Origin of the sequence: Nocardia sp. CA-135398 (genome assembly GCF_050955845.1) — a bacterium.
GTDB lineage: Bacteria > Actinomycetota > Actinomycetes > Mycobacteriales > Mycobacteriaceae > Nocardia.
On sequence record NZ_CP192084.1, the window covers coordinates 4,732,699 to 4,759,582 of the forward strand.

The 26,884-nt window shown below is 66.7% G+C and carries 28 protein-coding genes, 1 tRNA gene and 1 pseudogene; 13 read left to right on the forward strand and 17 right to left on the reverse strand.

What is annotated here, in order from left to right:
- Positions 1-114 precede the first annotated feature (114 nt).
- On the forward strand, positions 115-270 hold the full coding sequence (locus ACQP1T_RS20815) for a hypothetical protein (RefSeq protein ID WP_433754720.1): 156 nt from the start codon (positions 115-117) through the stop codon (positions 268-270).
- Positions 270-1,943, forward strand: coding sequence for a recombinase family protein (locus ACQP1T_RS20820; protein WP_433754721.1), 1,674 nt, complete (start codon positions 270-272; stop codon positions 1,941-1,943). The genes ACQP1T_RS20815 and ACQP1T_RS20820 overlap by 1 nt, the downstream gene beginning before the upstream one ends.
- On the opposite strand, the gene ACQP1T_RS20825 is transcribed toward ACQP1T_RS20820, so the two are convergent.
- Positions 1,908-1,992 (reverse strand) — tRNA-Leu (locus ACQP1T_RS20825). The two genes, ACQP1T_RS20820 and ACQP1T_RS20825, sit on opposite strands and share 36 nt — an antisense overlap.
- Positions 1,993-2,148: 156 nt before the next feature.
- Here ACQP1T_RS20825 and ACQP1T_RS20830 point away from each other — a divergent pair.
- Positions 2,149-2,505: a winged helix-turn-helix transcriptional regulator gene (locus tag ACQP1T_RS20830; protein WP_433762281.1), complete on the forward strand. Its 357-nt coding sequence runs from the start codon at positions 2,149-2,151 to the stop codon at positions 2,503-2,505.
- 6 nt (positions 2,506-2,511) lie between these two features.
- Here the strand turns inward: ACQP1T_RS20830 and ACQP1T_RS20835 are convergent, their stop codons facing one another.
- The gene (locus ACQP1T_RS20835) at positions 2,512-3,387 is read right to left on the reverse strand and encodes a lysophospholipid acyltransferase family protein (RefSeq protein WP_433754722.1); all 876 of its coding nucleotides are present in this window, start codon (positions 3,385-3,387) and stop codon (positions 2,512-2,514) included.
- A 160-nt stretch (positions 3,388-3,547) separates the two neighbouring features.
- Between ACQP1T_RS20835 and ACQP1T_RS20840 the strand changes: the two genes are divergently transcribed.
- Together ACQP1T_RS20840 and ACQP1T_RS20845 are read left to right on the forward strand one after the other, a co-directional pair.
- Positions 3,548-4,942 carry a M20/M25/M40 family metallo-hydrolase gene (locus tag ACQP1T_RS20840; protein ID WP_433754723.1) on the forward strand — a complete coding sequence of 465 codons (1,395 nt, stop codon included), beginning with the start codon at positions 3,548-3,550 and terminating at the stop codon, positions 4,940-4,942.
- A 17-nt stretch (positions 4,943-4,959) separates the two neighbouring features.
- Complete coding sequence (locus ACQP1T_RS20845; protein ID WP_433754724.1) at positions 4,960-5,496, forward strand: YbhB/YbcL family Raf kinase inhibitor-like protein; 537 nt, start codon at positions 4,960-4,962, stop codon at positions 5,494-5,496.
- A 52-nt stretch (positions 5,497-5,548) separates the two neighbouring features.
- Here the strand turns inward: ACQP1T_RS20845 and ACQP1T_RS20850 are convergent, their stop codons facing one another.
- The 4 genes from ACQP1T_RS20850 to ACQP1T_RS20865 form a co-directional block, all read right to left on the reverse strand.
- Complete coding sequence (locus tag ACQP1T_RS20850) at positions 5,549-7,381, reverse strand: AMP-dependent synthetase/ligase (RefSeq protein ID WP_433754725.1); 1,833 nt, start codon at positions 7,379-7,381, stop codon at positions 5,549-5,551.
- A gap of 183 nt (positions 7,382-7,564) precedes the next feature.
- Positions 7,565-8,380, reverse strand: coding sequence for a GTP cyclohydrolase II (locus ACQP1T_RS20855; RefSeq protein WP_433754726.1), 816 nt, complete (start codon positions 8,378-8,380; stop codon positions 7,565-7,567).
- A 534-nt stretch (positions 8,381-8,914) separates the two neighbouring features.
- Positions 8,915-9,925, reverse strand: a complete 1,011-nt coding sequence (locus ACQP1T_RS20860; protein WP_433754727.1) for a GTP cyclohydrolase II — start codon at positions 9,923-9,925, stop codon at positions 8,915-8,917.
- A 141-nt stretch (positions 9,926-10,066) separates the two neighbouring features.
- Positions 10,067-11,572 (reverse strand): PfkB family carbohydrate kinase, encoded by a 1,506-nt coding sequence (locus ACQP1T_RS20865; protein ID WP_433754728.1) that lies wholly within the window; start codon positions 11,570-11,572, stop codon positions 10,067-10,069.
- Positions 11,573-12,031: 459 nt separating this feature from the next.
- On the opposite strand from ACQP1T_RS20865, the gene ACQP1T_RS20870 reads away from it, so the two are divergent.
- On the forward strand, positions 12,032-12,319 hold the full coding sequence (locus ACQP1T_RS20870; RefSeq protein WP_433754729.1) for a hypothetical protein: 288 nt from the start codon (positions 12,032-12,034) through the stop codon (positions 12,317-12,319).
- 57 nt (positions 12,320-12,376) lie between these two features.
- Positions 12,377-12,769, forward strand: coding sequence for a hypothetical protein (locus ACQP1T_RS20875; RefSeq protein ID WP_433754730.1), 393 nt, complete (start codon positions 12,377-12,379; stop codon positions 12,767-12,769).
- Between the two features lie 50 nt (positions 12,770-12,819).
- Here the strand turns inward: ACQP1T_RS20875 and ACQP1T_RS20880 are convergent, their stop codons facing one another.
- The 4 genes from ACQP1T_RS20880 to ACQP1T_RS20895 form a co-directional block, all read right to left on the reverse strand.
- Positions 12,820-13,803, reverse strand: a complete 984-nt coding sequence (locus ACQP1T_RS20880) for a PfkB family carbohydrate kinase (protein WP_433754731.1) — start codon at positions 13,801-13,803, stop codon at positions 12,820-12,822.
- A 120-nt stretch (positions 13,804-13,923) separates the two neighbouring features.
- Positions 13,924-15,000, reverse strand: coding sequence for a quinone-dependent dihydroorotate dehydrogenase (locus tag ACQP1T_RS20885; protein ID WP_433754732.1), 1,077 nt, complete (start codon positions 14,998-15,000; stop codon positions 13,924-13,926).
- Positions 15,001-15,004: 4 nt separating this feature from the next.
- Positions 15,005-15,250 carry a DUF5703 family protein gene (locus ACQP1T_RS20890; protein WP_040691094.1) on the reverse strand — a complete coding sequence of 82 codons (246 nt, stop codon included), beginning with the start codon at positions 15,248-15,250 and terminating at the stop codon, positions 15,005-15,007.
- A complete protein-coding gene (locus tag ACQP1T_RS20895; protein ID WP_433754733.1) occupies positions 15,250-16,308 on the reverse strand; it encodes a hypothetical protein in 1,059 nt (352 codons plus the stop codon). Before ACQP1T_RS20895 ends, ACQP1T_RS20890 begins: the two co-directional genes overlap by 1 nt.
- Before the next feature lie 154 nt (positions 16,309-16,462).
- Here ACQP1T_RS20895 and ACQP1T_RS20900 point away from each other — a divergent pair, with 154 nt between their 5' ends.
- The 4 genes from ACQP1T_RS20900 to ACQP1T_RS20915 are packed head-to-tail and all read left to right on the forward strand — an operon-like array spanning position 16,463 to position 19,751.
- The gene (locus tag ACQP1T_RS20900; protein ID WP_433754734.1) at positions 16,463-16,819 is read left to right on the forward strand and encodes a hypothetical protein; all 357 of its coding nucleotides are present in this window, start codon (positions 16,463-16,465) and stop codon (positions 16,817-16,819) included.
- Positions 16,820-17,353, forward strand: a complete 534-nt coding sequence (locus ACQP1T_RS20905; protein ID WP_433754735.1) for a hypothetical protein — start codon at positions 16,820-16,822, stop codon at positions 17,351-17,353.
- Positions 17,354-19,447: an MMPL family transporter gene (locus ACQP1T_RS20910; RefSeq protein ID WP_433754736.1), complete on the forward strand. Its 2,094-nt coding sequence runs from the start codon at positions 17,354-17,356 to the stop codon at positions 19,445-19,447.
- A 55-nt stretch (positions 19,448-19,502) separates the two neighbouring features.
- Positions 19,503-19,751, forward strand: coding sequence for a DUF2568 domain-containing protein (locus ACQP1T_RS20915; protein WP_433762283.1), 249 nt, complete (start codon positions 19,503-19,505; stop codon positions 19,749-19,751).
- Between the two features lie 20 nt (positions 19,752-19,771).
- Here the strand turns inward: ACQP1T_RS20915 and ACQP1T_RS20920 are convergent.
- The 7 genes and pseudogenes from ACQP1T_RS20920 to ACQP1T_RS20950 all read right to left on the reverse strand — a co-directional run.
- Positions 19,772-19,914 (reverse strand): annotated as a pseudogene (locus ACQP1T_RS20920) (isocitrate lyase); the annotation flags it as partial.
- Positions 19,915-20,021: 107 nt separating this feature from the next.
- Positions 20,022-20,876, reverse strand: coding sequence for a heme ABC transporter ATP-binding protein (locus tag ACQP1T_RS20925; protein WP_433754737.1), 855 nt, complete (start codon positions 20,874-20,876; stop codon positions 20,022-20,024).
- Between the two features lie 309 nt (positions 20,877-21,185).
- Complete coding sequence (locus ACQP1T_RS20930; RefSeq protein ID WP_433762285.1) at positions 21,186-22,259, reverse strand: FecCD family ABC transporter permease; 1,074 nt, start codon at positions 22,257-22,259, stop codon at positions 21,186-21,188.
- A gap of 38 nt (positions 22,260-22,297) precedes the next feature.
- Positions 22,298-22,600 (reverse strand): hypothetical protein, encoded by a 303-nt coding sequence (locus ACQP1T_RS20935; RefSeq protein ID WP_433754738.1) that lies wholly within the window; start codon positions 22,598-22,600, stop codon positions 22,298-22,300.
- Positions 22,597-22,728: a hypothetical protein gene (locus ACQP1T_RS20940; protein WP_433754739.1), complete on the reverse strand. Its 132-nt coding sequence runs from the start codon at positions 22,726-22,728 to the stop codon at positions 22,597-22,599. Before ACQP1T_RS20940 ends, ACQP1T_RS20935 begins: the two co-directional genes overlap by 4 nt.
- Positions 22,729-22,907: 179 nt before the next feature.
- Entirely contained in the window at positions 22,908-23,945 is a 1,038-nt protein-coding gene (locus ACQP1T_RS20945; RefSeq protein ID WP_433754740.1) for a heme/hemin ABC transporter substrate-binding protein, read from the reverse strand.
- Between the two features lie 28 nt (positions 23,946-23,973).
- Positions 23,974-24,951 (reverse strand): aldo/keto reductase, encoded by a 978-nt coding sequence (locus ACQP1T_RS20950; RefSeq protein ID WP_433754741.1) that lies wholly within the window; start codon positions 24,949-24,951, stop codon positions 23,974-23,976.
- 237 nt (positions 24,952-25,188) lie between these two features.
- Between ACQP1T_RS20950 and ACQP1T_RS20955 the strand changes: the two genes are divergently transcribed.
- Positions 25,189-26,118: an undecaprenyl-diphosphate phosphatase gene (locus ACQP1T_RS20955; RefSeq protein WP_433762287.1), complete on the forward strand. Its 930-nt coding sequence runs from the start codon at positions 25,189-25,191 to the stop codon at positions 26,116-26,118.
- 16 nt (positions 26,119-26,134) lie between these two features.
- Positions 26,135-26,878: a histidine phosphatase family protein gene (locus ACQP1T_RS20960; RefSeq protein ID WP_433754742.1), complete on the forward strand. Its 744-nt coding sequence runs from the start codon at positions 26,135-26,137 to the stop codon at positions 26,876-26,878.
- Positions 26,879-26,884 lie beyond the last annotated feature (6 nt).

Consider the following 26,884-nt stretch of genomic DNA (forward strand, 5'->3'; position numbering starts at 1 on the left):
CCTCCAAGCTGCTAGGCGATCAACATCGGCGACCGCGTTGGTGATCAGGAGGGGAATTACGTCATGAGCCGGCGACTACGTGGCGATGACTCAGATTGTGTCGAGGAGCTGGTTGTGCAAACACCATTGGATCCACCGATGTTGGGACCAGCAGCAGCTGATGCGGTGCTGCGTCTGCTGTACAACGCCGCGCAGCGGCAGGCGCGGGACAAGGCTCAGGAACCAGCCCGGCGACAGGGCGAGTTCCGCAGTGAGCGGAGGGCGGCGTAGTGGTGAGGTTCGCGTTCTACGGGCGAGTGTCGACCGAGGATCAGCAGGACCCGGAGGCGTCCCGGAATTGGCAGAGGGCGCGGGCGCGGGCGTTGACCGATCGGCACGGCGAGATTGTGGCCGAGTTCTTCGATGTCGGTCAGTCTCGGTCGATTCCCTGGAAACGTCGACCGCAGGCGGCGCGGCTGCTGGAGGCGATGCGGGACCCGGATCGTGGTTTCGACGCGGTGGTGATCGGCGAGCCGCAGCGAGCCTTCTACGGCAACCAGTACGGCCTGACCTTCCCGGTCCTCACCCACTACGGACTGCAGTTATGGGTGCCTGAGGTCGGCGGTGCCGTCGATCCGGACTCCGAGGCCCACGACTTGGTGATGTCGGTGTTCGGGGGTATGAGCAAGGGCGAGCGCAACCGGATCAAGATACGGGTTCGTGCGGCGATGGCCGCCCAAGCCAGTGTCGAGGGCCGCTTCCTGGGCGGGCGACCTCCCTATGGATACCGGTTGGCCGACGCGGGGCCGCATCCGAATCCGGCCAAGGCCGCCGACGGGAAACGGTTGCATCGGTTGGAATCCGATCCGGTGACCGCACCGGTCGTGCAACGGATCTTTGCCGAATATCTCGGTGGCCGCGGGATTTACGCGATCGCGGAGGCGCTTACCCGCGACGATGTCCCCTCGCCGTCGGCCTACGACCCCGCACGAAACCGACACCGCCCCGGGGAAGCCTGGTCCAAGGGCGCGATTCGGGTGATCCTGTCCAACCCTCGCTACACCGGGCGGCAGGTGTGGAACAAACAACGCAAAGACGAAATCCTCATCGATGTCGAGGACATCGCTTTGGGACATGAGACCCGGATGCGATGGAACGACCGTGACCAGTGGGTCTTCTCCGATCACCTGGTGCACGACCCGATCATCGACACCGACACATTCGAACGCGCCCAGCAGGTCCTGGCCGCGAAGGGAGCGGGCCGCGGCACGCGGGAACGGCACCGCACCCACCACACCTACATGTTTCGCGGTCGGCTGCGGTGTGGGCTGTGCCAGCGGAGGATGCAAGGCCAGCGAAGCCGGGAAATGCTGCTCTACCGATGCCGGTACCCCAACGAGTACGCCCTGGCCAACAAAGTCGCCCATCCCCGCAACGTGTATCTGGCCGAACGGGATCTACTCGGCCCACTCGATGACTGGCTGGGCACATGCTTCGCCCCACACCGAGTTGCCGAGACCATAGATGCCCTCTACCGGGCCCAACCCGACCATGACCCCGACCCGTCGGTGGCGGCCATCGCACAGGCGATCGAGGATTGTGACCGGATCCTGGCGCGACACCGGGCAGCCTTGGAAGCCGGAGCCGACCCGCATCTGGTGGCGCAGTGGATGGCCGAGGTGCAAGCCCGCCGTGCCGAAGCCCTCGCCCGTGCACGGCCGATCACACGGCAACGGCGAATGACCAGCGAGGAGATCCGCGGTCTCATCAAGGAACTCGGAGATATCCGGCACGTGCTGTCCGGGGCGGATCCGGTGGACAAAGCCGAGGTCTACCGGCACCTCAACCTGCAGATGACCTACCACCCCGCAAAACGACTCGTGCGGGTCGAGACATCTCTCGACCCGCACAGTTGGGGTTATGGTACGTGTCCGGAGGGGGACTTGAACCCCCACGCCCGATAAAGGGCACTAGCACCTCAAGCTAGCGCGTCTGCCATTCCGCCACCCGGACCGGTGTGCTCAGCAAGGCTATCGGATGTGGCGGCTTTGACCAAATCGCGGGTTTAGCTGGTAATTCTCCGTGTCGCGCTGCTGTCTTGCCGGAGCGGGCGACGAGTACCTACTATTCGAGACAGTACTTACCGATACGCATGTGGAACGGGTAGCGATGGGCGCCAAGAGATCCGGACCGTACGTCTGCGGCATCGACGCGGCGATGGATGTGGTGGGCGGGAAGTGGAAGGCGTTGATCTTGTGGGATTTGGCGAATCATGGTGTGCGTCGCTTCGGCGAACTGCGCCGCGGCCTGCCAGGTGTATCGGAGAAGATGCTGATCCAGCAACTGCGGGAGCTCGAGGAGGACGGCATCGTGGATCGCGAGATCTACCGCGAGGTGCCGCCGAAGGTCGAGTACCGGCTGACCGAATCGGGTAGCGCCCTGAATGCGGCGCTGGAACCGCTGGGGGCGTGGGGTCGCGATCGCATCGACCGGATCGGCGCCGAGCGCGTTCACCTGTCCAGGTGAGGGCGCTCATCCCAGGATCGGCAATGTGCGTTCCTCGGCCAGTTTCGACAATGTCTCCTGCATGATCCCGGTGACGTACTCGTAGCCGCGATCCAGATCCAGTTCCGGCCCCAACACCTCGTGCAGGTCGATCGGCGGCAGGAATTCGACGGTCACTTTGGTGGGCAACGGAATATGCCCGGCGAGGTCGCTGATGTTCAGCCCCCACGGCAGGGCCAGCGAAATCGGGAACACCTTCAATCGCAATGTCCGATCGAGTCGCAGTAGTCGGGCAATCCGGTCTCCGCGGGTGAGCATCAGGGAATTCTGCTGGGCGCCGTAGTTCACGAACGGCACGATCGGTACGTGTTCCTCCCAGGCCAGTCGCAGGAATCCGGTGCGTCCGGCGAAATCGAGCCGGTCTTCCTCCCAGGTCGGGCGGTGCACCTCCCAGTCGCCGCCGGGGTACACCAGCACTGCCGCGCCACTGCGAAGCGCCGCCCTGGCGCTGTCTGGATCGGCTGCCACTGTGCCGAAGCGGGACAGGAATGTGCCGAGCAGCGGCACGGCCATCACCAGATTGTGGGCGAGTTGATAGAAGGGGCGTTCGGGTCCGAAATAGTGCGCGAACGCGAGGGTGGTCACGAGCGCCTCGGGGGAGACATTGCCGCCGGAGTGGTTGCCGACCAACAGTATCGGCCCGTCCTCGGGTATCTGCTCCATCCCGCGCACCTCGGCGCGGAAGTACGTGCGGGCCAGCTGCCAGGACGGTCCGACGGTGCGGGCGATGAATCCGGGATCCCGATCGTCCATATCCGCCTTGGGAACCTTTGCTCGCACCTGTTGAGCGACCCAGTCGGTCGCGCTATCGATGGGCGGCAATGGCAGGTTCGGCAACTTCATGGGCTCGGCTTTCCGGTCGATGCGTCGACCGAGACATACCCCGCGATGTCGCGACCACACCGGCGCCCGCGATTGCGATCAGCGTGAATCGACCCGGACCCGCGCACGATCGCGCACCTCGTGACGGCGGCAGTGGCCGTGCCCGCACGGCTACGGCGGCATGCGGGCGGTGTCAGGTGGTAGGAAAGGGTACGTGTCTGCAACTGGCGAAGTATCCGGTCCGAACACCACATCTCGTGCCGTGTCCGAGGTCGTCGAATTGGTCAGTACGCTGATCCGGTTCGACACTTCCAACACCGGGGATCTGGCCACCACCAAGGGCGAGCGCGAATGTGCGCAGTGGGTGGCCGATCAGCTGCATCAGGCGGGATATACGACCGAGTACGTGGAGTCGGGCGCACCGGGTCGCGGGAATGTGTTCGCGCGGTTGAAGGGAGCCGATCCGAGCCGCGGCGCGCTGCTGATCCACGGGCATCTGGATGTGGTGCCCGCCGAGGCCGCCGACTGGAGTGTGCATCCGTTCTCGGGGGCGGTGCGCGACGGCTATGTGTGGGGGCGTGGCGCGATCGATATGAAAGATATGGTCGGCATGATGCTGGCCATCGCGCGCCAGTTCAAGATCGAGGGCACGGTGCCGCCGCGCGATATCGTCTTCGCCTTCCTCGCCGATGAGGAGAACGGCGGCAAGTGGGGTTCGCAGTGGCTGGTGCAGAATCGGCCCGACCTGTTCGAGGGGATCACCGAGGCGGTGGGAGAGGTCGGCGGTTTCTCGCTGACCGTGCCGCGCCCGGACGGCACCGACCGCAGGTTGTATCTGGTGGAGACCGCCGAGAAGGGCCTGGGCTGGATGCGGTTGCGCGCCAAGGCCCGTGCCGGTCACGGCTCGTTCCTGCACGAGGACAATGCCGTCACGATTCTGGCCGCGGCGGTGGCGCGGCTGGGCAAACACACCTTCCCCCTGGTGCTTTCGGATTCGGTCGCCGAATTCCTGGCCGCGGTCGCCGAGGAGACCGGTCTGGAGTTCGATCCGTCCAGTCCCGATATCGAGGGTCAGCTGGCGAAGTTGGGCACGATCTCCCGCATCATCGGCGCGACGCTGCGCGATACCGCGAATCCGACCATGCTGCAGGCGGGTTACAAGGCGAATGTGATCCCGCAGACCGCCGAGGCCGTCGTGGACTGTCGCGTGGTGCCGGGACGACAGGCCGCGTTCGAGCGTGAGGTGGACGAGCTGATCGGTCCGGATGTCGAGCGCGAGTGGATCACCAAACTCGATTCCTACGAAACGACCTTCGACGGACATCTTGTCGATGCGATGAACGACGCCATTCTCGCCCACGACCCGCAGGGCCGCACCGTGCCCTATATGCTCTCCGGCGGTACCGACGCAAAGGCCTTCGCCCGCTTGGGTATTCGCTGCTTCGGTTTCGCACCGCTCCAGCTGCCGCCGGAATTGGATTTCACCGCACTGTTCCACGGCGTCGATGAGCGGGTTCCGGTGCGGGCACTCGAATTCGGTACCCGGGTGCTGGAACACTTCCTGTTGAACAGCTGACGATCGAAAGGATCACCGTGCCCGACTACTCCTACAATCCGTACGACGCGCTGCCGGAGGTGCCCAGCTTCACGGTGACCTCGGAGGATGTCGCCGATGGCGAGAGCTTCGGCAACGATCAGGTCAGCGGCGTCTTCGGCGCGGGCGGCAAGGATGTGTCGCCGCAGCTGTCCTGGTCCGGATTCCCCTCGGAGACAAAGAGTTTCGCGGTCACCGTCTACGATCCGGACGCACCGACCGCCGCCGGTTTCTGGCACTGGGCGGTGGCCGACATTCCGCTGAGCACCACCTCGCTGCCGCGCGGGGCGGGCAGCGAGGGCGGCGTGCTGCCCGAGGGTGCGGTCACCTTGCGCAATGACGGCGGGTTCCCGGGATTCGTCGGTGCGGCGCCACCGGCCGGACACGGGTACCACCGCTACTTCATCGTGGTGCACGCGGTGGATGTGGAGCGGTTGGAGATCGACGAGAACGCCACCCCCGCCTTCCTCGGTTTCAACCTGTTCTCCCACACCCTGGCGCGCGCCACCATCGTCGCCAAGTACGAGGTCGCCTAGCACCTACCGAAAACGACTGTGGCCCTGAGCTTTTGCTCAGGGCCACCGGTCGTCACGAGACGTTCACCACCGATTCGGGCAGCGGAGTGGTGTAGAGGGAGGCGATCTCCTCGGCGTATTTCGCCGCGATCGGGTTGCGCTTGAGCTTCATGGTCGGGGTCAGCTCGTCACCGCCGGGCTCCCACGGCTGGCCCAGCACGGTGAACCGCTTGATCTGCTCGACCCGCGAGAGCTTGCGGTTGCCCGCGACGACCGCGGCCAGCACCTCGTCGAGGATCTCCTTGCGGGTGGCCAGTGCGGCCAGATCGTCGGCGGGGGCGTCGATTTCCTTGGCCCGGATGGCTGCGGTGTCCGGATCGAGCACGATCAGCGCCGAGATGAACGGTTTGCCCTCACCGATCGCCACCACCTGACCGACCAGCGAGGAAGCCGCCTTGACCGCGTTCTCGATATTGGTCGGGGAGATGTTCTTACCCGACTCGTTGATGATCAGTTCCTTCTTGCGATCCACGATGCGCACATAGCCGTCGGCATCGATGGTTGCTACGTCGCCGGTGGCCAGCCAACCGTCGGCGTCGAGCGCCTCCTTGGTCTTATCGGGCTGCTTGCGGTAGCCGGAGGTGACGATCGCGCCGCGCACCAGCAGTTCGCCGTCCTCGCCGAGCCGTAGCTCGAGGCCTTCGACGGCCCGGCCGACCGAACCCGGGCGCGGCTTGGCCAGTTCGGTGTAGGTGGCCACACCGGTGGTCTCCGACATACCCCATACTTCGCTGACGGTGAACCCGAGTCCGAGGAAGTATTCCAGGGTTTCGGCCGGGATCGCGGCGGCACCGGATGCGGCGACCTTCAGGTTGTCCAAGCCGAGCGCGGCCCGCAGCTTCGACAGCACCAGCGCGTCGGCGACCTTGTACTGTGCGGCGAGTATCGGGCTGCGGCCCTTGCCCCCCAGATCGGCGCGGGCGGCCGCGACGCCGGTATTGATGGCCCAGTTGGCCAGCGCCTTCTTCACCGGGCTCGCTTCGGTGGCGAGCTTGCCGTCGATACCGGCCTTGATCTTCTGCCACACTCGAGGAACACCGAAGAAGATGGTGGGGCGCGCGTCCGGCAGTGCGGCGGCGATCTCGCGCGGATCCGGCACACAGGTGATCAGGATGCCGGTGAGCAGGCTGATGGCATGTCCGGAGATGCGGTCCGCCACGTGCGCCGCGGGCAGATAGGAGATGGCGCGGTCGTCGAAGCCGACCCGTAGCGGGCCGTTGACCAGCGCGATGATCTGGGCGAGCACATTGCGGTGGGTGATCTCCACGCCCTTGGACGGGCCGGTGGTGCCGGAGGTGTAGATCAGCGTGGCGAGGTCGTCGGGGGTGACCGCCTGCCAGGCGGCGTCGAAATCGAAGTCGGCCGCCGGATTCGCCTCGAGATCGGCCAGGCTGACCGTATCGGCGGCCGGACCGTCCACCAGCACGATGTGCTCGAGTTCGACGCCCGCGCTCTTGATCACGTCGAGGAAGGCGCTCTCGGTGATCACCACCTTGTTCTCCGCATTGGTGAACAGATGCGTGATCTGCTCGGGTGAGCTGGTGTTGTAGATCGAGAACGGGGTGGCGCCCAGATGCAATGCGGCCGTATCGATCAGATTGAACTCGGGTCGGTTCGTGAGCATGATGCCGACGGTGTCGCCGTGGCCGACGCCGAGTCCGGCGAGTCCGGCCGCCAGCGTGCGCACCCGCTCTCCGTATTCGCGCCAGCTGATTTCCGTGGTGCCGCCGACGGTCCGCAACGCGACCTGCTCCGGTCGTAGCTTCACGGTCTCCTGGAATGCCTCCGGCACCGTGTACACCGTCTTGCCGGACTCGTGCGCGAAACCGATTTCTGTTGTCGTCATCTTCCCGTTTCCCGATATCTCTGGCGTGAACCGCGCCCGGCGCGACCGCATGGTTTCCACACGGTTCGAGACCCCGCTGCTCTTGATAAATTGCAAGCGACTCTATCTCATCGTGTCACACGGTGGGATGACACCATGTGGCGCGGCTCACTCATGGTAGCCAGCGCGGGGTAATCGTGTGCGTTACTTCGATATGGACGAATCGGACCCCTTATCGGGCCTCCACGGCAGATCCGCGCCCCGCAGCCAGATCCGGCGAAGCGTGTCCGGCCGCACTTTGACGCGCACCCGCCGGACCGCGTGATGCGTGCGCAGTGTGGGTCCGAGCCGCGACCAGATACGCGGAAGGGGCCCCTGTCGCTGAGGCACGGGCGCGACGCTCGGCTCGCACCGCATGCCGTACGGCGGGATCATGTGGCCGCGACGGCGCCGTTTCGCCTCCAGATATTCAGCGGCTCGTCGGCTCAGCGGTTCGGTGTGCAGCGGCACCCGGGTCACCGCCAAGCCGGTCGAACGCAATTGGTCGACCTTCGCGGGATTGTTGGTGAGCAGTCGCACTGTGGTGAGGCCGAGATCCCGCAAGCTTTCGGCCGCAGCGAGGTAGGTGCGGCTGTCCGCGGGCAGACCGAGACTCTCATAGCTTGCGAAGGTATCGATTCCGCGGCGTTCACTCTGCCGATAGCCGAGCGCCTTCGCGATCAATCCGCTACCCCGGCCTTCCTGCTCCAGATAGATGAGTACGCCGCCGCCCTCGTCCCATATCCGGTCCAAGGCCTGGTCGAGTTCGGGCCCACAGTCGCAATCCTGCGAGCCGAGCGATTCGCCGTACAGACACCGCGAGTGAATTCGGACCAGACATCCGTCGCTCACCTCGCCATACAGCAGCGCATACCCGTACTCGGCACCGCCGGACACCTCCGTCACACGAAGTTGCAGGTCCCGCCCGTTGCGGGTGAACCGATGGGCGGTGTCGTCGAGAGCGCTCGAGTTGTCCGCCACGGTGACCTCCGATTTCGCGACCGGGATATGTAGCCTGGTGTGCCTGCTCGATCGCGGCGCCATCTGCGCGGGAGCTTCCGCACGCCGATTTCGCCGCGCGGGGTCGATCGAGCGACATCGGCGCGCTCGCGCTACCGATGTCCGTCCCGTCCGGACGTCCGACATGTCTTGACTCGCAGACGGAATCACTGGCCGGTCGCGATGGGAAATTCGATATCGGTTGTGCCGCGGAAAGATCATCGACCAGCTGATCTGGATAATACTGCGCCGCACCAGATCCATGCCGCGTGGTCTGAATCACAGCTGCGAAGAATTTGCGAATGTGACTGAGCGCCTAGCCGAATGGGCGAACCCTGCTGTGCGAAAAGCCAGCCACGCACTTCGGTCCGTGCATCATCCGACCAGCATTGCTGTCCGATTGCGGGGAAGGCTGGACCTGGGCGTGCGGCGGCCTATCGTCCGCGGTGTGAGAGCCGATGCGCACCGCTGCCGAGAGCTCGGGCGAGCAGCCTTGGAGCCGTATCGTTTTCGCAGTTACGTACCGAGGTGGTCCGCACCGGCGTGCGCCATCGCGCGAGCACGTCGGCGGCCGATCCGACGAGGTGTCGGAGGGCGAGGTTCTGCTGGTGCGCAGATGTCATCCGATACCTCGCCCAGGTTCGGATACAGGTAGGACGGCTGCTCGACATCGACCATCGACCGACGCGCCGGGGGGCGGACTCGTCGAGCGGGTCGGTACCCCCCACGCCTGTCGGGCCACATGCAAAGACCCAGCACCACCAAGCCCGTGGCCGCCGAAATCGTGGCGACGCCTATGTATCCGAGCAGAGCGGAGGGCAGCGCCATCACCGGAATCGCCACGGATGCCAGGTGAATACGGGCGCGTCGCTCCCGGTGGACTTGCCCGACCGGCGAAACAGCCAGCAGTCGCGGGATGTGGTGTCCGCGATGACGTCGTTTGGCCTGCAGATATTTTCGCGCTCGCTCACTGCGCGGCCAGGTGTGCAGCGGCACCCTGGTCACCGTGAGTCCGGCCCGCTCCAGCGGTTCCACCTTGTCGGGGTTGTTCGTCAGCAGTCGTACCGATGTGAGTCCGAGCTCACGCAAGCATTGGGCGGCCGACTCGTAGGACCGCGAATCCGCGCTCAGCTCCAGTCGCGCATAACTGGCGAAGGTGTCGAGGTCGAAGCGTTCGCTGGTCTGTAGCCCGCGAGCCTTGTTGATCAGCCCGGCGCCGCGGCCCTCCTGTTCCAGATAGATCAGCACGCCCGCGCCCTCGTTCTGGATCATGTCCATGGCCATGTCGAGCTCGGGGCCGCAGTCGCAGTCGTCGGACCGCAGTGCGTCACCATAGAGGCATCGGGAGTGGATCCGAACCAGACAGCCATCGCTGATGACGGGGGACCCGTGTGTCGCCTGTCCGAAGACGAGGGCATGCCCGCCATCGACTCCGTGCGGTATCGGCACGATGCCGACCTGTAGTTCGCGACCCCGGCGGGTCAAGCGGTGCCCGGTCTCATCGAGGCTAGACGCCGCTTCGGTCACGCTGGCCCTCCGATACATGGGATGAACTTGCAGGTGATGTGGCCTCGCAGATCGCCGTAACGTCCGCCCGTGACGGGTGCGAGCCAATCTACACACCAACCGAGGGGCCGCGTCAGCGGGGCCTCGACGCATCCTAGGCGCTCAGCCCGTGGTCGGCTCGTCGGCGGCGATGTGGACGATCCGATCGATATCGCGCTCGCGCGGCATCGCGTCCGGCACATCGCCGAACGACTGAGTGGCGACCATTGCCGCAGTGGCCCAACGGAATACCCGTTGGTCGACGGGTCCGACCGTGCCGACGAGTTTGCGTGCCAGGGCGGCCGAGAATGCGGCCGCCGCACCCGGTGAGTCGGCAAGCGCGACGGGGAAGTCGGCGATGCGGGTGTTGACGGCATCGGATCGCACCGTGCAGTGGAAGCCGTCGATCACACATACCGCCCGAACCCCCAGCATGCGCAGCCGTTGTGCGATGTTCTCGGCCGAGCCGATATCTTCCCCGGGCAGCATTTTGGCGAGTTCCCCCGTCGTGCCGACCAGATAGTCCACGGTGTCGAGGTAGCCGTACAGGTACTGAGGGCTTTCGATGGCCGGAGTGGCATTCACCAGCAGCAGCGGACGCGGGTTCATGGCGCGGATGGCGGCGATGGTCTGCTCGACGACATCGATCGGCTGCTCGAAGGTCAGCAGTACCGCGTCCGAGGCGGCGAGGGCGGCGCGCACCTCCGGATCCCGGGGGTCATGGGTACCCAGCCGGATCCGCTCATCCTTACAGCTGATGTAGCTCGAGGTCCCGGTACTGGTGATCATCACCGCCGTCACTTGGGTCTGCGCGCCGGGGACCTCCTTGACCAGACGGGTGTCGACGTTCTCGGTTTCCAGATAGTTGCGGATGTATCTGCCCGCATCGTCGGCGCCGACCGCGGAGATCAATCGCACCTGAAGTCCCAACCGTGCCGCTGCCACCGCACGATTGAGCCCCTTGCCACCCGCGTGCATCTCGAATCCGCCCGGCGTCGATTTGCCCGCCACCGGAATCTGCCCGATGCGGTATATGTGATCGATCACCGAGTCGCCGACGACGGTGACGATGCCGCGTTGCGGCTGTGAACCCGGCAGCGTCACAAGCACTTTCGGCTCGGGGGTGAACCGGTATCCGGATCTTCCCGCGTAGGTCGACGCGGCCACGAGCTGTCCGGCCAACGCGGTGAACGCCCGGCGCTCGGGCGTCGCCCGCAGGGAGCGCACGCTCGGCGGGGAGGTGATGTCGTCTGCTCCGACCGTGCGATGCAACAATTCCCACGCGGCGGTGAGATATTCACGCCGCTCACCGAGATCCGCCGCGTAGAGACGTGCCAGATCGATTCCGTGCGGCGGCTTTTCGCGCAGCAGCCCCAGCGACAACTCGGCGTCGGCGATCAGCTGGTGCGTCGGCGCCAATTGCCGGGCGAGGTCACGAATTACCAGCAGGACCGCCTGCTCCACCGAGATGCCCTCGCGGCCCGCTCGCTCCTTGACAACGGACAGATCCAGCAGGGGAGCGACGTCGATTTCCGTGGTGCGCAACCGATCCGCACTCAGACCCGAGCGTTTGCTGAGCCTGGTGAGGATGTTACGGATGGCAACCGTGCGCGAGTCCTGCTGGACCATAGGCGGGCCTGTCCTCCATGACGCTGCGATCGTTCCCTGTACCACTCTCACGATATGCCAATCGCCCGGGGTTTAGCCGTCGAGTGAACCGGCAATTACCAACTTACAACGGCAATTGACCGTAGTGAATGGCAAATGCCACACTGAGTTACGGCGACCAAGTGTCGTCCGCCAGATGACTCGGGAGGGCCCTGGTGATGAGAGTGATTCTGCTGATACGGCACGCACGGCGGCGCGGGGAGCCGAGGGCCGGTACCGAAACCGAACTCGTTGCGGAACTCGCCACGGCCTAGGCGAACGAATCCAGTTCGCCGGTACGACATTTCACCCTCGAGCCGACTTCGTCGCCGGCGCCGTCCGACAGCGACGAGCCCCGGCTGACCGCCACGCAGTGGTCGACCGGGGCTCAGTGCACCCGAAATGCGGTCGGCGACAGCTCGGGCCCCCTTGGAGACAGCCGTGACGATCTATGAATGCAGCCGGTCGATGACCAGCAGCGTCACCCCCGACGAATGGGCGTGGCGGGCAGGCCGCGAGGAACCGGCTTGGCGATTGAGCTGGCTACCCGACCAGCTGACCCGCGAACAGGCCTGGGCCGGAATGCGATTGCAGGAGATTCTGAGCCACCCGGACCCGGCATCGGAGCACGACGCGCACGCGCGGGCATTGGCCGATCAACTCGGCATCACCGTGCAGCAGGCACTGCACACACTGCACCAACGAATGCTCGACCGGAGGCATTCGTGACCATCTACGTAACGCACTGGTCGATGACCAGCTCGAATTGCTACACCGGAGGCACCCGTGACCGTCGACACCACCGACTGGACCATGATCAGCGATATCACCCCCGAGTCGGCATACCGCCAGATCGGGTCGGGGGCCGCGGTCTGGCGACTGAGCTGGCTGCCGGATCGGCTGCTGACCCGCGAACAGGCGCTCGCGGGCATGGAACTCGACGAGATCCTCAGCGATCCGGATATCGTGCACGATCGGCATGCGCACGCCGACGCGGCCATCCTGGCCGGACGTGTCGGGATCGTCTGGGAGCAGGCGGTGATCCTGCTGTCGAAGCGGATACTGGCTCGATTACGCCAGCGTCCCAACGGGATTCAGGATGATCCGGTGGATTGTGAATCCGCCGGACGCTCCCGGATGTCGCCGCACGCCGACCGGACACCATGGGTGTTCCGATAGCGCGTGCGGCACCGCGCGGCATCGGCCGCCGGGAGGGGAGGCGGCCGATGTCATCGCGGCGCGGGATGCCGAGCCACGATCGCATCGATCGCGGCGGCGGTCGGCATACCGTCCGGTACCGGCCCGTCCACCGAGGTGGATGCCATCGCGGCGGTTGCCCAGTAGTAGTCCGGGCCAGTCGCGCGGCGCTTGGTCGCCAACAGCCGATACGCCAGCGCGGCGCCGAACGCGGCACCACCACCAGGTGAATCTCCTTGTCGCGCTGCTGGATTCGCGGACAGGTCGAGGTTAGCCGTTTCGGATCGGACGCGGCAGGCGAGGTGCTCGACCGCGCAGACACTGCGCACACCGCGCTCGCGCAACCACGGCGCGACCGAGGTGTCGAAATCCGCATCACGCATGCCTGCCAGGTCACCGAGCTCCCAGGGTGCCCCGATCAAATAATCGATCGTGTCGAGGTTGCGGTGCAGGTCGTGGGGTGCCTCGATCGGCGGTGCGGCGTGCACGATCAGCACAGGTGCGGGCCGCAGGCTCCCGACGGCGGCCAGTACCCGATCGATCACCCAGCTCGGCTGTTCGAACGTCAGCAACACCACATCCGCGGCGGCGAGCCCGTCACCGATGTGCTCGACATCGGGCACGATGCCATCCTCCCGACAACCGATCGTGGTGCTCACACCCGTCGGATTGACCACCACCATGGTTATCGCGCTCGGCACGCCGGGCACGACGCGCACGTGTTCGGTATCCACCCGCTCGGCACGCAGATAGGCCAGAATCCGCCGGCCCGCCTCATCGTCGCCCACCGCTGAAACCAGTCGCGAGCGCAGGCCGAGTCGCGCCGCGGCGACGGCGCGGTTCAGCCCCTTGCCACCGGGATGGGCTTCGAAGCGTCCGTGTGCCTCCGGCCCTGCGGACGGAACCTGATCGACACGGTAGATGTGATCGCTGACCGCGCCCCCGACGACGGTGACGACGCCACGGACACGCGAGTTGGCCGGTTCGGCATCCGTTCCCGGGTCGTGCGGGACCATGCGCCGCCCCCTCTGGGTGCTGCATTCGATATGTCTTGCCGCACACCAGCTTAGGCCGCGCACCCACGAAATGGCATGTCCCGCAACAATGCATCGGCCGCACGAAACGACCGGTCGGGATCAGGTACGTGCCACGTGCTCCGCGCCGACCGCCTCGGCGATCGAGTGGTAACCGGCCTCGCGCAGCCGCTGGGCGATCCCGCGGTGGATCTGGCGCATCCAGAACGGGCCGCCGTAGATGAAACCGGTGTAGCCCTGCAGCAGGGTGGCCCCGGCCAGGATGCGCTCCCAGGCCTGGTCGGCGGTTTCGATGCCGCCGACCGAGATCAGCACCAGGCGGTCGCCGACGCGGCGGTAGAGGCGACGCAGCACTTCCAGGGAGCGCTCGGCGACGGGCGGCCCGGACAGCCCGCCCGCGCCCATGGCCGCGACCTCGGCGGCATCGGTGCGCAGGCTGTCGCGGCGGATGGTGGTGTTGGTGGCGACGATCCCGGCCAGGCCGAGTTCGACCGCGAGATCGGCGACCGCGTCGACGTCGTCGTCGGACAGATCGGGGGCGATTTTCACCAGCACCGGGACCTCGACGCTGTTCAGGACAGCCTGCAGGACCGGGCGCAGGGATTCGACGGCCTGCAGATCCCGCAGACCAGGGGTGTTGGGGGAGCTGACATTGACGACGACGAAGTCGGCCAGTGGGCCGAGCAGGGATGCGCTCACCGCGTAGTCGGCCGCGGCGTCGACGGGTTCGACGATTTTCGTTTTACCGATATTCGCGCCGATCGGAACCCCGCCGCGGCGATTGCGCAGATGCTCGGCCGCCGCGGCGGCGCCGTTGTTGTTGAAGCCCATCCGGTTGATCAGGCCGCGGTCGGCGGGTAGCCGGAACAGCCGCGGCGCGGGATTGCCCGGCTGAGCCTGCGCGGTGACGGTGCCGATCTCGGCGAATCCGAATCCCAGTGGCGCCCAGGCGTTTACACCGTCGGCGTTCTTGTCGAATCCGGCGGCCAGCCCGAGCGGCGCGGGGAAGTCGATGCCGAAGGCGTGGTTGTGCAGGATCGGATCGTCGGTGGTCAGCACCTTGGTCATCGCCCAGCGCGACGGCGCGAACCGGGCGGCCAGCCGCATGGCCGTGAACGCCAGATGGTGGATGCGCTCGGGCGGCAGCAGGAACATCAGGCGCAGCAGCAGTGAATACATGGCCTCACATTCCCGGTTCGGGCTGGGGTAGTAGTGCGGTTTTTCGGCGCCGCAGCAGCACCCGCCTGCTGCCGTCGGTGTAGGCGCGTACCCGCGACAGTTCCCAGCCGCCGAATTCGGCTTGGATGGCCAGCCGCATCGACGCCGTCACCCGGGTCACCTCCGGTGGGAGCCGCAGCGGCACGTATTCATAATCGTCACTGGTGGTTTCCCAGCTCGCCGGTAGCGCTGCGCGTGATTGTGGCGCCATCACTGCCCTTTCTTCCGCTGGTCCGCGCGGATCCGTTGCAGACCGTCTCCGGTCGCGGAACCGACGAACAGGTCACCGGTGTGCTCGTCGATGGTCACCGAGTTCGGCTGGCGAACCGTCGGATAACGGCCCACCTCTTTCGGTATACCCGTCGACAGGTCGAATCCGACGACTTCGTTACTCTGCGTACACGTCACCCACACGGTGTCGGACCGCTGATCGTAGGCAAGCGCGTAAGGCGACGATCCTACCGGGAATCGCTGCCGCAGCACGAGCGGTCCGGCAGTGTAGACCAGCAGTTCGTCACCTGCGGTGTCGGTCACGGTGATTCGGCCGAACGGGTCGGTGATCAGGTTGGTCGCGCCGTCACCCGCGCGCAGTGCCAGGCCGAGACGGTCTTTGCCGAGGTCCAGCTGGGTGAGCGAGGTCTGGCGGCGGTCCAGGACCGAGACATGGTCGCCGGTGAGGGCGAGTGCGTCGGCGGAGGCGAGCCCGGAGATGGTTTCGGCGACCGTGCCGTCGGGGGAGAGTTCGCGCACCTTGCCGTCCGCGGTGCCGACGAACAAGGTGCCGTCGTCTCGCAAGCGCACAGATCTGGCATCGCCGTCGACGGGCACCTCGGTGACGACGTCGGAGGTGATGTCGACGCGCATGATCCGGTGGTCACCGGGAATCAGCAGTTCCCCCGGCTTGCCCTGCGCCAAGCCGACACCGTGGGCGGGCAGCAGCAGGGTGCGCATCTGCGGGTCCGGCACGCCGTTGGGACCGACGCGGGTGAACGTCGCGGGGTCGATGACGAACAACATCGTGCTCGTGTCGCGGCTCGATTCGAGCGCGACCAGCTGTCCGGTGCCCGCCTCGGCGAACAGTCCGCCGACCGGGTTGTCGAGTCGCCACACGTCCCCGGTGGGTTGCACGCTCCGCTCGGGTGCGACCGCGGCGGTGGCGGCGGGGCGAGTCTGCAGCTTGTCGCTATCGGAGTCGGAGGAGCATCCGGCCAGCAGCGCCAGCACCGCCACACCCGCGAGCGCCGCGGGCAGCGAACCATTTGGGCGCATCCACCGAACTCCTTACTACGACAAATCATCGGCTACCGCACCATCTGACCATGATGGCGCACCTCACCGGCGTACCGGGGTAGTCGCTGGCGGAGAATGTCGGTGATCGGGGTTACCGTGGTCTTGAAACAATGACCAATTCAGGGAGATCCGGTTGAAAGCCGACCATCCATCGGGATTTGCCATCGATGACATAACCGTTGGTCCGTTTGCTCACGGATTCGGCACCACGGCCGATGGCAGGCCCTACGCCTTCCGCACGGTGCGCTCCACGGTGGAGCTGGAGATCTACCGCGCCGACCTCGACAACGATGTGCCGGGACCGGAGGACGTGGTCGCCGTCGCACAGGCCCGCGCCACCGATATCGACCTCGACGACGAACGCAGCGTCGTGGCGCTGGTGCGCGACATGATCCCGGATGCGATACCGGTCGAGAGGGCCCCGGATCGTGACATGACAACCGTGCGGGCACTGCTCGGCCGCATCAGTTCAGTCATTGATGGTATGTAGATGGCGATGCCAACCACACGATTCATCCGTTCCGCGCTGACCGGGGCCACTCTCGTCGCGGTGGCCGCGGCGTGCAGCACGGGACCGGACGAGGCCTCGGTCGATGCCGCGCGCTCCTCCGCCAATGCCTCGCTGTCGTCCTCGATCGCTACCTCCTCGAGCGCCGCGCACCGACCACTGCCGACCGCCGCCGAATTGGACGCGCAGATCAAACGCGCCCTGGACCCGGCGCTGCCCGACTCCGAACGCACCGACCTCATCGAGGACGGTGAAGCCTTCCGCGACGCCATCCCGGATATGTACAAGGCGCTGCAGGACAATCCACGCGCCATCTACGGCGTCACCGATCCGGTCTTCGACAACCGCGACGGCACGCTGACCGCGACCATGCGGCTGGACAAGGACGGCACCGGCACCGCGATCCGCACCACAGTCGTGCATTTCGTGTTGCTCGACGGCAAGTGGAAGATCTCGCGCACCGACCTGTGCGGCATTCTGCGCTCGGCCGATTACCGCACCGCGGCCTGCGGCTAGATGATCGAATCCGGTTCGCTGCGGTGGGGTCGTCTCATCCACCGCCACCGCTATCTGGTGCTGGGCATCGCCATTGTCGCGGTGCTGCTCTCGGGCTGGTACGGCCGGGATCTGGCGGGCCGGTTGACTCAGGAGGGCTGGTTCGACGAGAGCAGTGAATCGGTGGCCGCCGCCGAGATCGCCGATGCCACCTTCGGCCGCGACACCGACAGCGACATCATCCTGCTCTACACCGCCCCCGATGGGATGACCGTCGACGATCCGACCGTGCGTGCGGCAGTGACGAATTCGCTGAAGCAACTGCTGGCCCGGCACCCCGACCGGGTCCTGAAGATCGACAGCTACTGGGACAGCCCCTTCGCCGCGCAGGCCACCGATGTCTCGCACACCCATGCCTTCGCCAGCGTCGGATTGCGCGGGGAGGGCACCGCGACGGTCGAGAACTACACCGCGATCAAGGGGGAGCTGGGCGCCGGGCGCGCGGGCGCCGGGCCCGGCGGCACCACGGTGCAGTTGGCCGGGCTGCAGCCGATTGTCGAGGGCATCAATCAGGGCATGCAGGACGATATTCGCCGGGCCGAGATCATCGCGCTGCCGATCGTGGCGATCCTGCTGTATTTCGTTTTCGGCGGGGTGGTCGGGGCGTTGCTGCCGGTGCTGATCGGCGGGATGACGGTGCTCGGCACCCAGGGCACCATCCGGATGCTCACCGATCACATCGATGTGAACGTCTTCGCCAGTGCGGTGGTCACGTTGGTGAGTCTGGGGTTGGCGATCGACTACGGACTGTTCACCGTGACCCGGTTCCGCGAGGAGTTGGCCGCCGGGCACAGTGTGGAGGACGCGACGGCGCGCACCGTCGCCACGGCCGGGCGCACCGTGTTGTTCTCGGCCGCGATCATCGCGATCAGTCTGGCGGCGTTGTTCATCTTCCCGAACGGGGTGCTGCGGTCGGTGCCCTATGGCGGCATCAGTTCGGTGCTGCTCGCCGCGTTGCTGTCGGTGACGGCGCTGCCCGCGGTGCTCAGCATTGTCGGGCGGCGAATCGACCTGTGGGGTTGGCATCGGTTCTCGCACACCAAAACCGAGGCGCAGATCGACGCCGGATTCTTCTCGCGGCTGGCGAGGCGGGCGATGCGGCGACCGTGGGCGGTGGTGGTGCCGATCGTGCTCGGACTGCTCGCGTTGATCATCCCGATCCGCAATATCGAGTTCGGCGGGATCAGTGAGCGGTATCTGTCCGAGGACAATCCGGCGCGGGTCGCGCAGGAGCGGTTCGACACGTTGTTCCCGAGTTTTCGCACCGAGCCGATCAAACTCGTCGTAGTGGGCGCGAATCCGCAGCAGCTCAGCGATATTCGCTATGAGGCAAGCCGGATTCCCGGTCTGACCGGGCGTTTCGAACCCGGTGCGCCGACGAAGGACGGGATCAATGTGCTCAATGCCGGTCTCATCGATAAGGGCAATGCGGACGCGGTGATCGATGCGTTGCGGGCGATTCCGGAACCTGCCGGGGTGGACATCATGGTGACCGGGGTGCCCGCGCTCGAGCGCGACAGCATCAACGGGTTGCTCGTGCGACTGCCGTTGCTGGTCGGACTCCTGGCGGCCGCGGCGTTGGTGATGCTGTATCTGGCATTCCGTTCGATCGTGTTGGCGCTCAAGGCTGTTTTGATGAGCGCGCTGAGTCTGGCCTCCACACTGGGTGTGCTCACCTGGGTGTTCGTCGAGGGGCACGGGGCCGGGATCTTCGACTTCACGCCGGGACCGCTGATGTTCGCGGTGCTGGCGCTCATCGTGACGGTGGTATTCGGGCTGTCCACCGACTACGAGGTGTTCCTGCTGTCGCGGATGGCCGAAGCGCGCGCCGACGGCGCGGCGCCGCCGGAAGCCATCCGATACGGCATCGCCCACACCGGCGGCGTAATCACTTCTGCCGCAGCCATTCTCATCGTGGTGACCGGCGCGTTCGGGTTCTCCGATCTGGTGTTGATGAAGTACATCGCCTACGGCATGATCGCGGCGCTGGTCTTGGACGCGTCCGTAGTCCGCATGCTGTTGACGCCCGCGGTGTTGAAGCTGATCTGGCGTTGAGTGGGCCGCGCTGGGAGCCGGTGAGAGGATCGACGATGACTGTGCTCAGAATCTCATCGTGCGCGTCATCGCCGGAATCGGCGCACCCGCGGTATTCATCGTGGTGTGGGCACTGTTCGCCGCGGGCGGCGGCAAGAACGCGCGATACCCACTCACCGGACCCTGGCGGGCTCTGTTGGAAATCACCTGGTTCGGCGGCGCTGCGGTGCTGATCGGACTTGCCTGCACGGCAGTGGCCGGGATCGTGTTCTTCGCGCTGTGGGCGATCAACGGCGCGCTGCGGTTGCTGTGGCATCAGGGCTGAGATGTCGGGTCCCATGTCCGGAACTCGCCGCGGACGGCTTGGAACCTGCGGGCGACCTCGAGGTCCGGCACGCCGTCTCCATCCAGAAGAGGTCGGCGTAGGCCTCGGCACGCGCGATGGAGGGCTCGATGCCGTTCCTCACACCGAAGAACCCCTCGGCGGTGCCGGGTTTACCGATGGTCGCGGACTTCGATCCGGTGGCAGGGACGCGGTGCACTGTCAGTCGTGCGGGTACGGCGGCGCCTGTTCCGAATCTCGTGCGGCGATAGGTCAGCGACGAACGGGCAGGACCAGTTGGGCGCCGGTTATCGGGTGATCGAGGACTTCGACAGGGTGTTGGTAGACGCGGGTGAGCAGTTCGGTGGTGAGGACTTCGCGGGGTGGGCCGTCGGCGGCGATGCGGCCGGATTCCAGGACGGCGACCCGGTCGGCGTAGGCGGCGGCGATACCGAGGTCGTGCAGGACGACGACAACGGCGGCGCCCGCGGCGGCGCGAGCGGTGGCCAGGCGCAGCACCGCTTCTTGGTGGCCGAGATCAAGGGCGGCGGTGGGTTCGTCCAGCAGCAGGGTTCCGGTGTCCTGGGCGAGCACACGAGCCAGTGCGACACGGGCGCGTTCACCGCCGGAGAGCGTCGGAAATGGCCGGGCGGCAAGGTGTTCCACGTCGGCGGCGGTCATGGCGGCGGCGATCCGCTCGTCATCGAGGTCCCGCCGCTCCGTGCGCACCCATGGGGCGCGCCCCATGGCGACCACCTCGCGAGCGGTGAACGGGAATCCGACCATGTGGCTCTGCGGCAATACCGCCCGGCGCCGCGCCATATCCAAATGCGACCAGTGCCCCAGCGTCCGACCATCGAGTTCGATGGTGCCCTCGCTCGGCTCCAACTCACCAGCGAGCGCCGCAAGCAATGTCGACTTGCCGGCCCCGTTCGGCCCCACCAACGCCACGATCTCGCCGGCGACCACGTCGAAGTCGACGGCTTCGAGAACCCGGCGCGTATGTGCCCCCGAAGCGCCACGCCGGTCGATGCTCACTCCGCTGGCTCGAAGCGTCACCGCACCCCGCTTCGGCGGCACCGGCAACTCGTGCGTCCGCGCGAACACCGAACTCAATCCCTCCAGCACCCGCTCACACCTCCGCCCCGCCAACTGGCTCCGGCATGTATGCCCAGCCATCGCCAACGATCCCGCACGCCCCTTCGCCGAGGATGCTGCCTCGCAGCGCCGCTGGGTTCGGCATCCGCACATGAGGACTTCCGTCGGCTCGGTGGCACCGTTTGGCGCCTACGCCGCCAAAAGTGGCGAGCACCTTCTGCGGGTTCGCATCTGTTGTTGGTGCGCATAACGAGCGCGGATCCCGAAGAGTGTTCCGGGACCAACTACGCCGCCTGCGGAATGTGCGTGGATCGGCTGCGTACCAGGCGATTTCGTGACTCATCCCCAACCTCCCGCGCGAGCACGCGTGCGGCGCAGGAGCCAGAAGAAGAAGGGGCCGCCGATGAGGGAGGTGAGCATGCCGAGAGGCAGGTCGGCATTGTGGACCAGGGAGCGGGCGGCCACGTCGGCGGCGAGGAGCACGACCGCGCCGACGATGGCGCTCAACGGGATCAGGACGCGGTGGGCGGGGCCGACGAGCATGCGGACCACATGCGGCACGATCAACCCGACGAACAGCACGATGCCGGTAAAGGCCACACCCGCGGTGGCGAGGACGGCGACCACCACGATGACGTTGCGGCGCAAGCGCTCCACGTCGACACCCAGATGTCGCGCGGCGGATTCACCGAGGGCGAGCAGGTCCAGCCGGGGCGCGATGAGCACGGCGGCGAAAATGCCGACAGCGGCCAGCGGAGCGACGACGTGCACCGCATCCCAGGTGGCTCCGTTGAGACTGCCCAACTGCCAGAACACGATCTGATCGCGCGCGGCGGGGGTCGCGATGAACAGCAGGAACGCGATCAACCCACCCGCGAAGGCATTGATCGCGACCCCGGTGAGCACCAGCGTGACCACCTCGGTGCGCCCATTCGATCGCGACAGCAGATACACCAGCAATGTCGTCAGCAGTCCCGCCACGAATGCGGCCGCCGCCACCGACCACGCCGCTACGAACGCACCACCCACCACGATCACCGTGCCCGCACCGACCGCCGCCCCCGCCGACACTCCGATCACACCGGGTTCGGCGAGCGGATTCGCGAACACTCCCTGCAACAACGCACCGGCTGTCGCCAATGCCGCGCCGACCAGGATCGCGAGCACCACCCGAGGGAACCGCACCTCCCACAACGTCACCTCACCCGCCGGGTGTGCGGGCATCGGGCCCCAGTCCAACCCGATCCGATGCAACACACTGCCCGCCACTTCGGCAGGCGTCGTCGGTACCTGCCCGATCGCCGCCGACGCCAACGCCAACACCACCAGCGCCGCCACCGCCACGCCGAACACGATCGTGGTCCGCGACCGCTTCCGCGACTTCAGCACGGCCGGATGCGGATTGTGCGGCATCGCCGAGTCCGTTGCGGTCGTACCAGTAGCGTTTTTGCTCACGCCCGCACCCGCCCGATCGTCGCCGCCACGGCGAATACGATCGTGGTCCGCAACCGCCCGCGCGACTTCAGCGCAACGGGATGCGGACTGTGCGACATCGCCGAATCGGTCGGGGTCGTCCCAGTTGCCCATTCGCTCAAAGCGACACCTGCGCGATCGCTGCCATCACCAGCGCCGCCACCGCGACCCCGAGCACGATCGCGGTCCGCCACCCACGCGCGCGAGTTCTGCGCGACCGAATGCCGACTTTCCGGTGTCGCCGACTCGGTCGGGGTCGTCCCGGTAGCCCTTTCGTTCACGCCGACACCTGCCCGATCGCCGCCCCCGCCACAGCCAAGACGATCGCGATGGCCGGGCGCACCCGCGACTTCGGCGTAATCGGATGCGGAGTGTTCTGCGTCGCCGAGTCGGTTGTCCCCGTGGTCATTTCGTGCACGCTCGCAGTCCCCGACGCTCGGCTGCGCTGTTCACGAAATGCACTCGTGGTTCGCTCGCTTACGGAAGCGCTCCGATGCCCGGCTGCACATCCGCGAAGTACCTCCTGCACGCCGACCTTCCCGAGCACTGCCCGATCGCCGCGATTCGCCGGGCACCGTGATCCGCCGCTCATTCGGGCTCGGTGCCATACACGGCCGCGCTGAGCGCGGCGATCACCCGGCCGGTGTTCGGGCCGAAGCTCAACACCACCGAGTCGGCCATGTCGACCACGCGCTTGTTGCGCCCGGCGGGTGTCTGTGCGATGCCGGGCACCTTTTCCAGCCCGTCGACGCCGCCGACCGACTTCAGCCCGTCCGACATCACGAGCAGCACATCTGGTGCGGCCGCGATCATCGCCTCACTGGTGATCGCGACGAACGGCTCGGTCAATCCGGCCGCGCTGCCCGCGTCGCGCGCGCCGAGTGCGGCGATGAGGGCGTCGGCGCCGGAGCCGGGTCCGGCGAGCATGGTGATGGCGGTGCTGCGCAGGTAGAGGAAGGCGATGGTGAGGGCTTTGTCCTGTTTGGGCACCGCGGCGCTGGCGGCGGCGATTTCGTCGCGGGTGCGCTGGGCCAGGGCCCGGCCGCGCTCGGGCACGCCGAGCGCGGCGGCGACCGCCTCGATCTGCGGTACCACTCCGTCCATGGTGCGCTGCGGATCGAAGTAGACGACCGTCACCCCGGCCGCGCGCAACTGCTCACGCACCTGCGGTGCGGCGCTGGTGCTGTCGGTGAGGAATACCGAAGGACGCAGCGCCAGAACGGATTCCACGTTCAACGAACCGCTGCCACCGGTCACGATCGGCAGATTCGCCACCGCGGGAAACCCGGCCGCGGTGCTGCGTCCGACCAGTTGTGCGCCCATACCCAACGCCCAGACCGTCTGCGCGAGGGTGCCGAAGCGGTCGGCGGCGATGATGCGGCTGGCATCGGTGATGGTGACTTCGGCGCCGTCGAAGGATCGGACGGTCACGGGCAGCGTGGGTGTGGGTTCGGGCCCGATCGGCACCGGATCGAGGTTTTCCAGTTTCGCGGTGACCGGCCCGCGCCCGCCGCCGCTCGTGGCATCGCTGCCGGTGCCGCAGGCCGAACCGACCAGCAGGATCAGTACCAGCAGGGCCAGGAGGGAACGCACCCCGCCGGATCGGACACGGTCGAGAAACCTCATGCAGGTAAGGCTAGCCTCCCTCACAGACTCACCCCGCCGCGCGTGCGCTGACATCGTCGAGCGCGGCCGCGATGGCGCGCGGCAGTTCCAATGTCTCGGCGGCCAGCACCCCGGTGAGCTGCCCGATATCGCGTGCGCCCACGATCATGCTCGCGATGCCGGGACGGTCCCGGATCCAGGCCAGGGCGACGGCCAACGGTGAGGTGGCCAATCCGTCGGCGGCGGTTACCAACGCCTCGACCACCCGGGTCGCGTGGTCGTCGAGCCGGTGCCGGATCTCGGCGGCGGTCGCCTCGTCCGCACCGCGCGAATCGGCGGGCACCCCATCGCGATACTTGCCGGTGAGAATCCCCCCGGCCAGCGGCGCGGTGGCGATCAAGCCGACACCGTGATGTTGGGCGGCCGGAATGAAATCGGTTTCGGTGTCGCGGGTCAGCAGCGAGTACGGGGTCTGCGCGACGGTGACGGGCGCGACCGCGGCGAGGCTGGCGACCTGCCAGGCATTGAACCCGCGCGCACCCGCATAGCGGACCCGCCCGGAGCGCACGGCGAATTCGAGGGTGGCGGCAACCTCGTCGAGCGGGGTCGCCGGATCCCAGGCCGCGACATGCCAGATATCGAGAAAGTCGGTGCCCAGTTCGAGCAGCGTCCGATCGAGCTGGCGCAGCAGCGCGCGACGGGACGTGTCCACGGCCGGACGCACCGGCTCCGGCTCGGGCACATTCGGTCCGACGGGTGCCGGCGCGATCCGCGGTGCGACACCCGCGCAGCCGCTGAGCACCAGATCGTCGCGGGAGACCAGATCGCCGAGCAGTTCGGCCAGGATTCGTTGTGCCGCACCGCCGGAGTAGGCCGGGGAGGTGTCGACCAGTGTGCCGCCCGCCTCGGCGAAGGCCACCAGCTGCACCGCCGCATCGTCGGTATCGGTATGCGCACCCCAGGTATGGGTCGCAAGTCCTATCCGGGACACCCGTAGGCCGCTGCGGCCGACCGTCCGCTGTTCCATCACCGTGCCCGCGCAATCGTCACGGCGCCAAGCCTAGAGTGTGGATACGCAACTCGACGCCCACCAGCACCGTGGGTCGCACGGTCGAGCCGGGCATGCCGCCGCCGTCTCGACACTGTACTGTCGCTGCGTGATTGCGGCGGTGGTCACAGTGATGGGATCGATCACCGGACCAATTGCCCAGTAGGAACGGATATTTCGGGCGGAAGTGGAGGCTGGTTCGTGGTCGGCGAGTCGATGACCTGGGTACAGGCCTTGGTACTTGGTCTGGTGCAGGGTCTCACGGAGTTTCTGCCGATCTCCTCTTCGGCGCATCTTCGCATCGTGTCCTCGGTGTTCTTCGGCGATGACGCGGGCGCCTCGTTCACCGCGGTCACCCAGCTGGGCACCGAGGCGGCGGTGCTGGTGTTCTTCGCCAAGGACATCGGGCGCATCATCGTCGCGTGGTTCGCTGGCCTGCGTGATCGGCTGACCGAACGTGGCCAGCCGCAGCTGCCGCTGCACGACCAGCCCACCACGCGACTTCCGGTCATCACCGCCGATACCAAGCGCGTGCTGGACGAGCGGGCCCAGCGTGACCTCGACTACCGCATCGGCTGGTATGTGATCATCGCGACCATCCCGATCGGTGTGCTCGGATTCCTGTTCAAGGATCAGATCCGCACCGGTGCCCGCAATCTGTGGCTGGTGTCTTTCATGCTGATCGCGTTCGCGCTGGTCATCGCGGCCGGTGAGTACTACGGGCGCAAGATCCGCCCGATCGAGCAGCTGAGCACCCGCGACGGTTTGATCATGGGCTTCGCGCAATGTCTGGCCTTGGTCCCGGGTGTGTCGCGTTCCGGCGCGACCGCGACGGCGGGGCTGTTCCTCGGGCTCGAGCGCGAAGCTGCCGTGCGGTTCTCGTTCCTGCTCGCCATTCCCGCGGTGACCGCGTCGGGCCTGTTCAGCCTGCCGGATGCGTTCGAACCGGCGGGCGAGGGTCTCAATGCCAGCGGTCCGCAATTGCTGGTCGCGACGATTCTGGCGTTCGTGGTCGGGTATGCCTCGGTGGCGTGGCTGTTGAAGTTCGTCGGTAAACATTCACTGGACTGGTTCGTCGGCTACCGAATCGTGCTCGGGCTGACGGTCATGGGCCTGCTCGCGAGCGGAGTGGTTTCGGCGACATGATCGTTAGGCTGGTGCCATGACGGTGATCCTGCTGCGGCACGGTGTTTCGACCTCCAACACCGCCCGCACCCTCGCCGGGCGCAGTGCGGGGGTCGATCTGACCGAGTACGGCGACACCCAGGCCCGCACTGTCGCCGAACGGCTCGCCGAGCTACCGATCGAGCACATCGTGCATTCACCGCTGCTGCGCTGTCAGCGAACGGTCGCCCCGCTTGCGGAAAAGCTCGGTCTGGAACCGGAATACGACGATCGGTTGATCGAGGTCGACTACGGCGACTGGACGGGCAAGGCGATCGCGGATCTGCTGGCCGAACCGCTGTGGAAAGTGGTGCAGCGGCACGCATCGGGCGCGGTGTTCCCCAGCGGCGAAGGTCTGGCACAGGTGCAGATCCGCGCGGTGGCCGCGGTGCGCGAGCACGACAGACGATTCGCCGAAAAGGCCGGTCACGACGTGTTGTGGGTGGCGTGCACGCACGGTGACGTGATCAAATCCGTGCTCGCCGACGCGCTCGGGCTGCACCTCGACGGTTTCCAGCGCATCGTGGTGGAACCCGCCTCGATCAGCATCGTGCGCTACACCCCTACCGCGCCGTATGTGGTCCGGCTCAATGACACGGGGTCGGATCTGTCCGGCCTGGCAAGCAAACCGCAACGGCCCGCCTCCGATTCCGGGACTCCCGCCGAACCCGACGCCGGTCCGGTTCCCGGTGGCGAGCTCGGTGGTACCCCGAGTGCGGATAATGGGAATGCGGAGCTTTGAGATTCC